This is a genomic window from Cellvibrio sp. KY-GH-1, from assembly GCF_008806975.1.
GTDB lineage: Bacteria > Pseudomonadota > Gammaproteobacteria > Pseudomonadales > Cellvibrionaceae > Cellvibrio.
This window is the reverse complement of the sequence record NZ_CP031728.1, coordinates 4,061,222-4,074,887: the sequence shown is the minus strand read 5'-3', so window position 1 is coordinate 4,074,887 and position 13,666 is coordinate 4,061,222. Positions and strand designations below refer to the sequence as shown.

Sequence of the window (13,666 nt, the reverse complement as noted above, 5' to 3'; positions counted from 1 at the left end):
ATACTCATGGCTCATTTCAAAGGAGCTATGGGTATGAACAAATATTTACTCGGTTTAAGTGTTTTTTCTCTCTGCGCGAATGTTTTTGGCGTCACCATTAATAATAATGAAACACGTACCAATTTAAGTGGTGCGGCCAACTCGGAAACCCGTTTCGAATTGGCAGTTCCCGCGAATGCCTCCAATCTTTCTATTGCGACTTCCGGCGGCACTGGCGATCTGGATCTTTATGTGCGCCAGGGCACAGCACCTACCACCAGTAGTTACACTTGCCGCCCTTATGCCAGTGGCAATACGGAAAATTGCACGTTTGCTGCACCGGCCGCAGGAACCTGGCACATTCTGTTGCAGGGTTATTCCAGTTACAGTGGTGCTACGTTAAAAGTAAGTTACACAGTAAACGGTACATCAACCGGCGGCGCTACCTGGTCGGGGTTTGATGCTTACTATGCAAGCGCAATTGGTTTAACCGGAACCAATTTAAAAAATGCATTGGCAAATATTTCTGCACGCAATCACACGCGCATGAGCTATTCACAAGTGTGGGATGCCTTGAAATACACCGATGAAGATCCAAACAATTCCAACAACGTAATTTTAATTTACACCGGTCGCTCACAAGCCAAGACGTTTAACTCCAGCGGCAATAGCGACCCGGATGCCTGGAACCGCGAACACACCTGGCCGAAAAGCCACGGCTTCCCCGATGAAAGTGATTGGGCTTACACCGACATTCATCACTTGCGCCCGGAAGATGCTTCCGTAAATTCAACACGCGGCAATAAAGATTTTGATAACGGCGGCTCCAGCATTGGCGAAGCACCGGGCAATTACACTGACTCCGACAGCTTTGAACCGCGCAATGCCGTAAAAGGCGATCTTGCACGCATGATGTTCTACATGGATGTGCGCTATAACAGCAACGACAGCACCGGAACAGAAAATCTGGTGTTGGTAAACAGCACTGGCACCAGCGGCGCTAACCTCGGAAAAATCTGCACCTTACTTGCCTGGCACAACCAGGACCCGGTCAGTCAGGAAGAGATCAATCGTCACGCGCGTATAGTGACTCGCCAGGGCAATCGCAATCCGTTTGTGGATTACCCGGCCTGGGCTAACCAACTCTGGGGCAGTGCATGTAATTAATTCCTGCTTTCAGGTTCTGTTGCAGGCTAACCTACACCAATAAATATCTTCTTACTCTCTTAAGGGCGGCCGCTGCAGGCTGCCCTTTTTTTATTTATAATTTATGCAATTCAACCCGGTTCAACAGCACCTATTCAATTACCGCCATGTCCGACATTTTCCAAACCACCGCCCAACAAGAATACCAACGCGCCGCCGCACAATTAAAAGGCAGCAAAGATGCCAATAGCGCGCTGAAAAAATCCTACGAGCGCTACGACAATTTAATCGCCAAGTCGTTTGATGAATCATCCACTAAACCCGACTGCAAAGCAGGCTGTGCTTTTTGTTGCTACTACAAAGTTGAAGCGCGCGCCCATGAGATCTTGCTAATCAAGGAATACATCGGCAAACATTTCAGTGCTGAAAAAATTGCCGCATTAAAAGCAGCGTTGGAAGCCAACATTACCGTTATTCGCAACCTCACGCCAGAGCAACACCTCACCACCAATTTAAAATGCGCGCTGCTGGATAATAATCAATGCGGTGTGTATCCCGTGCGTCCCTTCCGCTGCCGCAATTTTCATTCAACCGACGCCCAAGCGTGCGAAACTTCCTTCAATGATCCCACCAATATGGAAACGTCTACGGGCATGATTGAACAAGTAGCCATTCTCGCCGACGCCCACACCCAGGGCTTTGAAGCCGCAACGGAACAATTCGGGAAGGATAATCGCATCTACGATTTCAACACCGCACTACTTGAAGCCTTAACCGATGAGCAAACGTTGAAGCGCTATCAACGCGGCAAAAAAACCTTTCAGCGGGCGATAGAAATTAGCTAGTTGCGTTTTAGTCAGCAGGTGGTGGTATGTCGCCGGCGCATTGTAGCTTTTAGCGAGTTGCATACTGGATATTTGTGGCAGGAAAATAACATGGCGGCTGATGGCCGCCATGCTTAGTTATTCAACAATATTCCGTTTTAAAAATTGACGGGAATCACTCTGATTTTTTTATTGTTTAAGATATAGCGGCCAAGACAGTTTAGCCGGTGATTTGCAATCCATCGGATAGTTTCCAATCAAGAGCTGACCAAAATTGAGTTGCGGCTGATAAGTAAAACCCTTGGCATTAGCGTCAGTCGCAAGTTTGATCATCGCTGCTTCGTTAACATTGGTTTGCAATGGCCCCCAAGTAACGCTGCACCCGTTAAATCCAAAATCCATTACTTTGTAAGTGGTTTTAGGTGGAGTGTAATTAATAGTGCCGCGGTAGTTTCCGCATAACCAGCCAGTCTTATTCCCCGGCTTTCCGCCACCATAATCATTAGCGACTGTGGATTGTGAGAGCCCAAGATCAAAATAATCCGGGTCCGCACCTATGCCACCGTTACCGCAATAACCTGCGCAGAAGCAGGCTAATGGGCCGCCACTACCTCTCACTTTTGCTGGCACCACACAAGTCCAACCGGTGTTTGGATTTGTTAAAAACATTTCCGTCACGGTCGTTTGGGAAAGCCCACTAAATACATCCCCCTGGTCACCCCCTACCGCGTTATTCCCACACGCGCTAGCCGTACACGAACACGCCATAGAATCATCAGCGGAAGCTTGCCCAATAAAACCAATTGATGTTATCCCTATTAATACCGCAAAAAAACGTTTGGCGACATGCAATGTAAGATTCATAAAAACTCCTTATTTCTGATTGAAAAATTTACGGACTAAGCATTGCTGCCATTCCTGGAAAGAGCAAATTACAGAATATTACAGTGTGTATCGCGCCGCCGATTCTTAAAAAGACGTCGCCCATAACGACGTTTGTTTTTTGTCGCCGGTTATTTTATTGTGTCGTTTACGTCTTCAAATATTCCTAAATCCGTTTAATCACACGCGCAATTCCCTTAATCGCTTGCGGCGTGAAGGAAAGGCCCGACGGCTTAATTTAGCGAGCAATGGGATGAAGGCATCGTGTCGACGCGAGCCAGTAATATGCTGTAATTTATGCTGGCGCTGATTATGGCTATGGTCTTTGATTGACTTTTTATTCCATCGCGCAATGCGAAATCAACCCGACGAATAGCAAGTTGCCACGGTAGGTTTACACGGCCCCTGTAGGTAGTGGTGAGCTTTCGAACCGCAACATTATTTAGGAAGGCTTGGCCCAAAGCGGTCAGTCTGCCAAATGAGCGCGACAACTAATTGAGGTAACTTGTGCTGTATAACTCCATTATTAATTCAGAGTGAGAGTTAACCTTTTGATTTAGCACGAGCTAAATCGATTGAGGTTCATCTACTTTGTTGGAGTTATACGGCGCAACGCCAAATTAGTTGAGATAATGATCTTCGGGTTATATAGTCGGTGCAATTTAATAAACTGTTAGAAAGTCGGAGAGAGAAAATAATGGCGTATTGCTCCTGCTGTGGAAAAGAACTGGAATCAATAAATTCTACATGCCAGCACTGCGAATCAAATTTTGAAAAGTACGAAATGCAACTGGAAAATACTACCAAGCCGAATGTAGGGAAAAAAAACAAGAAATGCCCACATTGCAATCAGTTTTTCTCAGTGTTTCAGGTTCGCCTAGTCTTCTATCCAGAAAAAGGAGCTTGGTATAGGCTTAGAAAGCCTACCTATACGTGCCCCTATTGCTACAAATATATTAAATCCAAACATGAAAAGTTAGCGGTTTCACTCATTGCCTTTAATGTCGTACTTGGTTTTACATTAACTAATTTTTTTGGTCTATACAGTTTAGTTATATTGGTGCCAACATTTGTAGCCTTGGTTATAGTCGCAAGTAGACAAAAAAATGATGTTTTTGAGTTTGAGGCAAGGAATATTTAAAAGCATTCTAACAAGGTCATCAAGTGGATGGTTTTTAAATAGCACATTCATGCCATTCCGCTTCGCTACATTTTGTGGCATAAATGTGCTACTTAAAAACCACCGCTTATAACAACGTTAAGTGTCACTATGGATAAAAATTTGGAAAATGAAAATCTAGACCTAGTAGGAGAAGAACATCCGTCGGAATTTAGATTGTCTCGATCGAAAATAATGTACGTTGAAGACAAATCTGAAGGGTTGGACGGTGCTGCTCGTATTGGTCGTGTGTATTTTTCTAAGTCGGGGAAAACACTATATTATCGAGGTAAAAAATTTCAAAGCCTAAAAGGTAGCGGTTTCAAAGCGAACTACTTCGAAGTTGAATCCGGAGATCATTATTGGATTTCTGGTCCAAGAAAAGATCAGAATAATCGATTGTATGGTGGTAATAGAGGCGTAGAAATAGATGTTGACGTACATGAAGAATATATTCAATACATCAATACTTAACAAGGCGCTCCAGCACCGCGCACTTCGTGCGCTCGACAGGTTGTAAGCCACCAAGAATCTGAGCTATGTGGGAAAAAATCGAAATAGAAAATTGGAAAAACGTACCATTCACTAGTGGGAGATCAGCCACCGAAAAAGACGTTGAAGAAGGTAGAGCTGTATTTCACATTACAAGTGGTAGCGAACCATATGAAATGGAACTGCCACTATTTGCAATACAAATAGATAGCGAAAAAAATACAAGGATACCTTGCATAGTAATTCAAATGGAAAACTGTAGCGAGGGTACAGCAGTCGGAGTCAGGTACTTAGATGGTGGTAACGGTGTAGGCATGGCAAATGAATTCGAGTTCTATAATAGTGTGCCAGAAGAACTTAGCTTATAACAAGTTGCTCAAACATCGTTCCGGCCCTTCGGGCCGTCACTGGACGCCCAACTCGGCGCTTGGTTTTGCATTGGCTTCGCCAATTTTACGCAAAACCAATCACCTAGCTGTGCGCCGTTTAGCAAAGCGTTAGAACTTCAGAATATGGAAAGACCACCAATATATTTAAAATCAAAATTCGTCTCACATCCTAGCGAGTTATTCACGTTTCTTCGCAATTCAATTATTTGGGACGAACGTATGAGAGCGAGAAAAACAGCTAGCTTTGGCGTTTCCTATGATTACTCGCAAATATCTTATGAACAAGTAAAAATGCTGCCTGAATTAGAAACTGTTTGTGGGCTTATTGAACTAGAGCTTGGTTTTCGTCCCAATAATTGTCTTCTAAATTATTATCTTGATGGCAACTCTTCAATGGGTTTTCATTCTGACTCTAGTCAGGAATTGGCAAAAGGCACTGGTGTAGCAATTGTTTCTCTCGGGGCTGTGCGTGAAATAGCATATCGTTCAAAGCTGGAACCGGTTGTAGAGTTTTTCTACCCATTAGAGAATGGTTCATTGCTTTATATGTCACAAGAAATGCAAGAGTTTTGGCTTCATGCAATACCTAAAGTTGGTACTAGTGGTGAGCGTATCAGTTTAACTTTCCGTCAAATTATCAAATAGTTCTAACACAGCAACACGCCGCTGCGCGGCTGAATAGTTTGTAGTACGAAATGGACAAAACGACTTTGGCGCTAGCCTACGAAATCTACCATTGTATTTTTGGCGTACTTTTTTATTTATAACCCAAGTGAGTGAAACAAATGTTGTGGATAATATTGTTGGTTTTTGGTTTACCGCTATTTTTAGTTATAAAGAAAATTCATAGTGACAAAAGGCAACGCGAAGGTAGGTTGTCTCAAATACAGAAACGACTGGAAGAAAAATCGAAGGAATCTTAACCATAGCAACCTAGCGTGATTAGTTGCAGCCATTTTTATTATTAATTTTCCGCTGGCGATTAAAAGTAAGTTAAGTATTAATTTTTTAGCATGTAAATGGATTTCTACATATATCCCCTGAAAACAAACACAACCTCAGAAAACTTCTTTAAAGATATGGTTAAGGAGTAAGACATGTTAAAGAAATTTATTTTGTAGTATTGCATCACTCAGTTGGACCAGACACTTTGACCTAGTGGTTTAGATATTTCTACGAGAAAGTAGTACGCAAGATATAAAATCATATGCTTCGGCTTAGCTTGCTATGATGGAGAATCAATGAAATTTTCAATTTCGATACTTTTTATGGTGCTTGCCGTAATTTTTAACATTGGATGCTCTAGCTCTTCTAAAATAAAACAACCTTCGAGCTTCGGAAAATTGTTGGGCTATGAAGGGTGTAAAATTTTTGGCCCATTGAACAGCGAAAATGCTTATGCCATCGCCAAGAATCAAGAAATTAAATTACCTAATCAAGAACTAGACGCTATGCTTAATGAAAAATCAGGCGCTGAAGTATATTTCTTCCACTGTATCCAAATTGACTCCGCGAATATTCCAAGCGGAATCCTATTTTTCGGCCTGGTGAAGAACTGATCCCTACCGCCAACTTCGGACAGTTAACTAACATACATTTTTTGCCTCAAAGCGCTCGGGGCTAACAAAGCCAATAGCGCTGTGACGGCGGTAGCGATTGTAATCCACTTCGATATATTCAAAAATAGACTCGCGCGTGTGCTTTCCATCTAGCAATGGCTCGCCGTGAACCAGCTCAACCTTAAGTGAATGAAAGAAGCTTTCCGCACACGCATTGTCCCAGCAATCACCCTTGCGACTCATACTCTGTATTAGCGAATATTTTTCCAGTAAATCCCTAAACGCATGCGATACATATTGGCTGCCACGGTCACTGTGAACAATAACGCTTTTTGGGAATTTTCGTCGCCACAACGCCATCATCAATGAATCACAAACCAATTGCGCATCAATATGTTTGCTCATCGACCAACCAACAACTTTTCGAGAATATAAATCAATCATCACGGCCAGATACAACCAACCTTCTGTAGTTTGAATATAAGTAATATCGGTCACCCATTTTTCATTAGGTTGTTGCGCAGAAAAATCTCTAGCCAACAGGTTGGGCGCAACAGGTAGTGTATGATTGCTGTCCGTAGTCACCTTGAACAGCTTGGCCGCTTTTGCAATTAACCCCTGCCGTTTCAGGCTTTTCCGAATGGTTTTTATGTCGAGCGGATTATCTTGCTCCGCCAAATCATAAAAAATCCGATCCGCGCCATACCGGCCTTTTCCAGCCTCAAATGCTGCCTTTACCAACGCATCAATCGCTTCTCTTTGCTGCATGCGCCAACTAACCATTTCACGATTATCAAGCCAGCTGTAATACCCACTTCGCGAAACCAACAGAACGCGCGCCATCATCGCGATTGAATATAGCGCGCTATTTGTCAGCATAAATTCGTAGCGTTTTATTTTTGATGCTTCGCGAAGTAGGTAGCCGCCTTTTTTAGGATTTCAAGCTCCTCTGCTTGCTCGGCGAGCTGACGCTTGAGGCGTGCATTTTCAGCGGCGAGGAGCGATTCTCTTTCAACATCAGTACGGCTATTGTTGAGTGCGCTACGCCAACTGTAAATTTGACTGGCATATATGCCCAGTTTTTCGGCGGCTTCCGCTACGCTCAATCGTTCGGCCAGTTTAATGGCCTCACTTTTGAACTCGGCTGTATACTTCTTATTCTCTTTTGGGGTTGGTTTCTTGCTCATGGATCACCTCTGGAGTAAGTTTACTCAGTTTCTAAGGTGTCCGATATTCGCGGAGGGGATCAAACAATATCTTAACTAAAAAGGCAGTTGAAATAATTGAAAATTAATTTTAATTCGGAAAGTTTTATACTAAAGATATCGTCAATTACACGTTACTCTGCTCAATTGATTTAATCGCGCAGATTGGGTACCAAAGCCCAACCACTCACCGACTGCGGACTTTAATTGGAATCGCTAAGCGAGTAAGCTGAATATTCAGAACCCCATATATACGAATTTACTACTCACCCCGACTCAAGTTTTTATGGATAGCTGTGTTGCGGTAATTGATTGGCGATGGGTTTCCTTTATATACGCCCTGGGCTGCGGGATAAACTGACAAGCAAAATCGTTGAATACAACATGACTCAAGAAATATACGAAACACCTACATCAAACCTAAAAATTCAATCCGAAAAAACTCCAACCGATGCAAGTATATTGTTGAAGATATTTACTGTTGTATTTGCTTTGCCAAACATGGCAGCTGGTTATTTCCAACAGTATGTGGAGTCAAATGGAAATCAGCCACAAGCCATCGGAGGAGCATGTGGCGCTCTTTTTTTTGCTGGCTTTATCGTATTATTATTTCAAGTGAGTTCTCGTTTCAGAAATCAAAGGTCAAGGTATAAAATATTTATGTGGTGTCACATAACCTTACTCATTCTAATGGTGTTTAGCGCTGTTTCTGCGTTTCTAAATATTGCACGCTAAGCATAATATGTACTCCGACAGACGCATTTCGCGCGCTGAACAGTTTCGTCTGTCGTGGCTCTAGCGAAATCACTACAAAAAAGTTTTTAGCAAATGCACACATTTCAAACCTCTCATTAACTTTTCGTTTGACCTTCTCACTATGAGCGCACATAAAAAATCAACGCTAAAAATAAGGTACTTCATAGAGCTTTTCATTTTAACTGGCATCGCCTTCTATATGGTCGTCTTTTGGAGTGATTGTGCGGGCGGGAAATTTTATTCGTTTACTAAATACGGCCAAAGTGGTTTTATCACCTACTCCGAAGACCCAAAAATGTTTATTTTAGGTGTAACAATCAAGTCTCTAGTCTATTTATTTATTTTGTACTGGTGGTGTAAGAATTTACTAAACAGAGGTAGAAAGCTATTTGGTGATTGAGTCTAAATAGTGTAACAACAACCACCCTGCGTATAATGAACAGTTTATAAAATAGAAATATATCGCACCTTCTATCATACTATAGCTCGAACAAACGAACTGACTAAACTAAATTCTCTGAATGGTTTGTATTGTGAGCCTAGAAATTCAAAGCTCTTTGAAAGAGAAAAAAATTGAATAAATTATGCAGTCAATTAATGTCCAATATGGCATAAAAAATATTTTTCCATAATGATCGTCACACAGCCTACGAAATGGCTAGTTTCCTCTCTTGGCTTACATAGGATTACCTCATGACTACCACCAACCAACTGCAAGGCATAGACGTTTCCCATTACCAGGGTACGGTGGATTGGAAAAAAGTTAAGGCCGCGGGAATTGCGTTTGCGTATGCGAAGGCTACCGATGGTAATACTTACACTGACCCGCAGTTCCACACGAATTGGCAAGCTATGCAAGCCGCCGGGGTTTTGCGCGGTGCTTACCATTTTTATGAAACCAATGATGACCCTGTTACCCAAGCGAATAATTTTGTTGCTGCGGTGGGTTCGCTAGATGCGAATGATTTAGCACCCGTTGTGGATATAGAAATTTTTAAAGGTAATTACGGCAGCAACAGCGTCGCCGCAAATTTGCAAATCTGGTTGGATACGGTGGAAAAAGCACTGGGCCGCACGCCCATGATTTACACCGGCCCTTCATTCTGGAATCAAACTATTAATTCAGATTTTTCCAAATACCCACTGTGGGTTGCAGAATATGGTGTGACTACACCAAAAATTCCATTCGGTTGGACTGCATGGAACTTTTGGCAGTATTCACAAAGTGGAAACGTGGATGGCGTTACTGGGAGTGTGGATTTGGATGTTTGGAATAAGCAGTTATAAAATATCTAGAATATTTATCGCTCATATTCTTGGATTCCTATCATCTGACTACTTGAGCGTTTCCGAATTTGATTTACAGCAACTGTATTAGCAAGGTTCAATTTTCGCGACTGCTTTTGGCCCAATTTCACGGTTTATGATAGAACCACACAATAAACAAGCCAGTTCAATTTTCTCGAGCCAAATCTCGCTAAAATCTTGATCCATTTCATCGAATGTACCGAAACTATAACTACTTATTCCATTGGAATTCTTCACTTTAATCTCGACTAACTTTTCCCGTCCAATAAAACCATTTTTTGTTACTACTACGTGATCTATGTCGGCAAGTCGAACTGATATGCTGTTAGTTAAATTTTTTTTAAATTCTTTTTTATTATCCGATATGGCAATGCTCGCGATTTGTACAGCAACACCAATCAGCGGATGAGCGTTGTCCCCAAATTTTTCTGCGATTTTATATCCAGCATCTTTTCCCACTTTCGATAGTATAACGGACCTATAATTTTCATCAGACGCATAGAAGAATAAGTGGTCAACTCCTAACTCAAGCCTTCCTGTCAATCCATCATCTTCACATGTTGGCATATAGACCTCCGACGAAGCTATATAGATATCGGATTCCGAGTTAATACGCTCAACTTTCAATTCATTTTTTAATTTCTCTTTATTCGCCTGCGAGCTTAGTATTGCTAAGGCCAAATCTTGGTTTTTTTTAGTATTTGATCTTAATAGCCACTGTATTTCCTTACCAACAGCTATTAATGATTCAGTGCGGGTTAAGTTTTTTGCAACCGAATGGTCTTCAGCGATTTTCATAATATCGCCATCAAATATATCGTGATCGAATGATTTCAGTAACGATTTTCTTATAAACATGTTCCCCAACATGCTCTCCAGGAAGCTTTTCGATCCTGTGTAAACTATCGCAGCGGAAAGACCTATAGCCATGAAAAATCCTACACGGTAGTACCACGGTTCCCAATCTGATGGAAAATCAGATGCCCACGCGCCTAAGGAAACACAAAATGGAATCACATAAGCCAATATTAAAAAAAATACACCCGCACTCAATAAATGACTTACTAGCTTTTTCATTTTAGTTCCCTTGGATGTACATTAGGTGCCTTCTTTAAACGTGAGACCGTCTGCACCATCGGTCACAGGGTATGCCTTTTTCACGCCGTTATCAGTGATGCTCACAGTAATGGTTGGATCGCCATAATCCACCGGGCCACCGGTTACATTAACCGCTTGTCCATATTTTGGCGCAACCGTACATTCATATTTACAGTTATTGATAGCTTTTCCAGCGCTGAAGCATTTATCAAACTCCTTTTCGGCTTCATGTAGGTGATGACTATTCTCGGCAGGCGAACCAGGAACTATATTCTTATCATTACGGCCACCTAATCCACCCCAACGTCGATTAACTACATGCAGTTGCGAGGCATTATTCCCGCCTTTTTTGTTGACTAACCATGTAGCCCAGTTGGCCGGCGTTTCCGTACCGGTGCCGGTAGTCAGTAGATTATCGCCGGCCGAATACTCCACAGAATTGTAAGTGCATTCTTCAAAACTTTTCGTTTTTGAGTTTCCTGTAACGGTAACTGATCTGGTCAATCCAGAACTATACTGCGGTACCAGTTGTACCGTTGGCGTAGTTGAACCTAATTTACTTACTATTCGTTGATGAACATTCGAATTTTGAATCATTTGCCGCTGAGCAATTTGCTCCTCAGTAGACTGACGTCTATCGGCAAACCCCGCGTTGGATTGGGCAACGGGTTTACTACTATTAGTATCATTATTCGTCGCTATATTTTTTCTGATGTAAGTCATAAATTAGCTCGCTTAATTAGATCCGTATTTACACGTTCGCTAAGTGATTAATTACAATTTCATCTACGCCGGCTTTTTTGGTAACACCCACTACACATTCTCGAGGAGCCGCATCCAACGTACGCGTTACCGGCTTACCTGGACCGTCACCCGCAGGAGTTTTTTCATATTGGGTCGTCGTTATTGTCGGTTTAATTTCTTTATATTCCATTACTGCGGTAGCAGCAGTGAAATCATGTGTACTTGTGTTCACCGCTGCAACAACCTCGGCGCTGTCGGAAATGAACGTTGTTTTTGGTTTTGCTTTACTCGTTGCCCATGCTTCTTGATTCGCCAGGGGGACCAAGTGCTTAGATAACTCGACAGTAGGCACTTTGTTCACGGTTCTAACGGACATCAATTGCTTCGGGCCGCTTTTGGAAAGCGCTTTTAGCGAAAAGGGCGCACTCTGGACTGCTAACGTTTGCTGCTCAACAGCCTTTGCCCCCATCACATCCGCTTCATTTTCCAAGCCTGCATCGTCGTTTACCGGTACACCGGCTTTCATTTGCATAGTGGCTTGTACGCGGCCCTGTTTTTGTTGCACAACATGCCAGGCTTCGTGGGGTAGATGTTGCTCTTGTCCCGGAGCGACGTGAATGTCCGTTCCCTGTGCATAGGCGTGGGCATTTAATTGTGCCGGCTTGTCTGAGTTGTAATGGACTTTTACATCGTCCATGGAATAGCCGGATAGATTTTCGATACCGGATTTCAAATTGTCCGGCATACCGGTGTTATTCGGTTTTTGTTCGCGCTGCGCTGGTGCAGGCGATTCAAACTTTCCCTGCAATGGTTCCTCTTCCTCTGCGCGTTGCGCCACAAATTTTCCCTGTAGCGGCTCTTCTTCCAGGGCGGCCAGTTGTGCAGTTGCAAATTTTCCTTGCATAGGTACTTCTTCTTCCATCCCGGCTAATTGCGCCGTGGCGAATTTTCCTTGCAGAGGCTCTTCCTCTTCTGCGGCAAGCTGCGCCGTTTCAAATTTGCCTTGCAACGGCTCTTCCTCTTCTGCCGCAAGCTGTGCAGTCTGCATTAATTGCTGTTGTTTCAACTGCACGCTGGTGGAAGCACGCTGATCGCTAAACAATTGTGCGCTGGGTTTTGCCGCCGCTTCCTGGGCAGATTTTTGCTCGCTGGCAGCCTGACGAGTGGTGAAGGCCATGGTGTTCTCCCGGGATTTCCCTGGTGATCTGGTTAATGTTAGAAACTCGTGCAACAGGCACGTTTCTATATAAACTTGCTCATTCAAAATATATCGGCTTTGCTAACGCCCATAAAATCTCTTCTTTTTCTTTTCGTCTTCTTTTTTCTTTTCCTTTTTTTCTTTCGACGAGTTTTTCTTTTTTATCCCGCTGTGCTTTTTTGACGGTTTGGTAGTATCGGGTAACGCGTGTTTGCGCTTTTTCTTCTTATTCGGTTTCCATTCCTCGTCATCTTCTACCGGTTCGCCAATCTCTATTCCTACCGTTTTTGAATCGCCGTCTATTTCGTGGGTACAATCCAGGCGTTTGAGGTAATAGCCTGCGGGGGTGTTCGTGTCATTTGAGTGATAAGTTGCTTGTACGCTAACATCCACTCTTTCCCCGCTCCGACTTTGTACCTCCATCTGCCGGTCATTTTCCCAGTTGTTGTAATGTTTTCTGTTTAACTCACTGGGTCCCCAGGCAAGATTTTCGGTATCAGCCCCGCTACCACCGAGTCGACCATTTACCAAGTGCATGGCAAAAGGATCATTGGGATGTGTTTTTATATAGGTGGAGGCTATCTCATCTCTCATCGGCATAGTCGAAGTTGCACTATCCGCAGGTTCATTCTGTTTCCCGTAATCATAACCATCACAGATATATGCCAATTTCGATGTACCTGCACGCCCGCTGCTTGGTACGTAGGCTACTGTTCCTGGAATCACCGTCAGTTGAGCGGGAACCTGCGCGGTGCGTAACAACTCTTGTTGTTTTAATTGCACACCGGTTGAAGCGCGCTGATCGTTAAATAAAGGAGGCCCGGGTTTGGCCGCCACGTCCTGCCCGGACTCTTTTGCGCTGGCAGCCTGGCGAATGCTGAAGGCCATGGTGTTCTCCCGGGGTTTTCCTGGTGATGTGATTAATTG

The 13,666-nt window shown here is 43.2% G+C and carries 15 protein-coding genes; 9 read left to right on the top strand and 6 right to left on the bottom strand.

The window, feature by feature from the left end:
- Nucleotides 1-33 precede the first annotated feature (33 nt).
- Together D0C16_RS17205 and D0C16_RS17200 are read left to right on the top strand one after the other, a co-directional pair.
- Nucleotides 34-1,146, top strand: a complete 1,113-nt coding sequence (locus tag D0C16_RS17205; RefSeq protein ID WP_225318734.1) for an endonuclease — start codon at nt 34-36, stop codon at nt 1,144-1,146.
- 146 nt (nt 1,147-1,292) lie between these two features.
- Nucleotides 1,293-1,970, top strand: coding sequence for a YkgJ family cysteine cluster protein (locus D0C16_RS17200; protein WP_151033492.1), 678 nt, complete (start codon nt 1,293-1,295; stop codon nt 1,968-1,970).
- 168 nt (nt 1,971-2,138) lie between these two features.
- On the opposite strand, the gene D0C16_RS17195 is transcribed toward D0C16_RS17200, so the two are convergent.
- A complete protein-coding gene (locus tag D0C16_RS17195) occupies nt 2,139-2,813 on the bottom strand; it encodes a hypothetical protein (RefSeq protein WP_151033491.1) in 675 nt (224 codons plus the stop codon).
- A gap of 715 nt (nt 2,814-3,528) precedes the next feature.
- Between D0C16_RS17195 and D0C16_RS17190 the strand changes: the two genes are divergently transcribed.
- The 5 genes from D0C16_RS17190 to D0C16_RS17170 all read left to right on the top strand — a co-directional run bounded on the left by D0C16_RS17190 (nt 3,529) and on the right by D0C16_RS17170 (nt 6,430).
- Nucleotides 3,529-3,972, top strand: coding sequence for a hypothetical protein (locus D0C16_RS17190; RefSeq protein WP_151033490.1), 444 nt, complete (start codon nt 3,529-3,531; stop codon nt 3,970-3,972).
- A 129-nt stretch (nt 3,973-4,101) separates the two neighbouring features.
- A complete protein-coding gene (locus D0C16_RS17185) occupies nt 4,102-4,464 on the top strand; it encodes a hypothetical protein (protein ID WP_225318733.1) in 363 nt (120 codons plus the stop codon).
- A gap of 65 nt (nt 4,465-4,529) precedes the next feature.
- Entirely contained in the window at nt 4,530-4,850 is a 321-nt protein-coding gene (locus D0C16_RS17180) for a hypothetical protein (protein WP_151033489.1), read from the top strand.
- Nucleotides 4,851-5,090: 240 nt separating this feature from the next.
- Complete coding sequence (locus D0C16_RS17175; protein WP_225318732.1) at nt 5,091-5,516, top strand: alpha-ketoglutarate-dependent dioxygenase AlkB; 426 nt, start codon at nt 5,091-5,093, stop codon at nt 5,514-5,516.
- Between the two features lie 596 nt (nt 5,517-6,112).
- Complete coding sequence (locus D0C16_RS17170) at nt 6,113-6,430, top strand: hypothetical protein (protein ID WP_151033487.1); 318 nt, start codon at nt 6,113-6,115, stop codon at nt 6,428-6,430.
- Nucleotides 6,431-6,457: 27 nt separating this feature from the next.
- On the opposite strand, the gene D0C16_RS17165 is transcribed toward D0C16_RS17170, so the two are convergent.
- Nucleotides 6,458-7,617 (bottom strand): IS3 family transposase gene (locus tag D0C16_RS17165; RefSeq protein ID WP_225318661.1). Its coding sequence is split into 2 segments (ribosomal slippage): nt 6,458-7,362 and nt 7,362-7,617, totalling 1,161 coding nucleotides; the frame shifts between segments, so codons are not numbered across the junction.
- A gap of 402 nt (nt 7,618-8,019) precedes the next feature.
- Here D0C16_RS17165 and D0C16_RS17160 point away from each other — a divergent pair.
- Both D0C16_RS17160 and D0C16_RS17155 read left to right on the top strand, forming a co-directional pair.
- Complete coding sequence (locus D0C16_RS17160; RefSeq protein ID WP_151033486.1) at nt 8,020-8,370, top strand: hypothetical protein; 351 nt, start codon at nt 8,020-8,022, stop codon at nt 8,368-8,370.
- Nucleotides 8,371-9,084: 714 nt separating this feature from the next.
- On the top strand, nt 9,085-9,678 hold the full coding sequence (locus D0C16_RS17155) for a glycoside hydrolase family 25 protein (protein WP_151033485.1): 594 nt from the start codon (nt 9,085-9,087) through the stop codon (nt 9,676-9,678).
- An 87-nt stretch (nt 9,679-9,765) separates the two neighbouring features.
- Here D0C16_RS17155 and D0C16_RS17150 read toward each other — a convergent pair whose 3' ends face one another.
- The 4 genes from D0C16_RS17150 to D0C16_RS17135 all read right to left on the bottom strand — a co-directional run bounded on the left by D0C16_RS17150 (nt 9,766) and on the right by D0C16_RS17135 (nt 13,627).
- A complete protein-coding gene (locus D0C16_RS17150; RefSeq protein WP_151033484.1) occupies nt 9,766-10,776 on the bottom strand; it encodes a hypothetical protein in 1,011 nt (336 codons plus the stop codon).
- A 21-nt stretch (nt 10,777-10,797) separates the two neighbouring features.
- Nucleotides 10,798-11,520 (bottom strand): hypothetical protein, encoded by a 723-nt coding sequence (locus tag D0C16_RS17145; protein ID WP_151033483.1) that lies wholly within the window; start codon nt 11,518-11,520, stop codon nt 10,798-10,800.
- Nucleotides 11,521-11,548: 28 nt separating this feature from the next.
- The gene (locus tag D0C16_RS17140) at nt 11,549-12,718 is read right to left on the bottom strand and encodes a DUF4157 domain-containing protein (RefSeq protein ID WP_151033482.1); all 1,170 of its coding nucleotides are present in this window, start codon (nt 12,716-12,718) and stop codon (nt 11,549-11,551) included.
- Nucleotides 12,719-12,820: 102 nt separating this feature from the next.
- A complete protein-coding gene (locus D0C16_RS17135; protein ID WP_151033481.1) occupies nt 12,821-13,627 on the bottom strand; it encodes a DNA/RNA non-specific endonuclease in 807 nt (268 codons plus the stop codon).
- Nucleotides 13,628-13,666 lie beyond the last annotated feature (39 nt).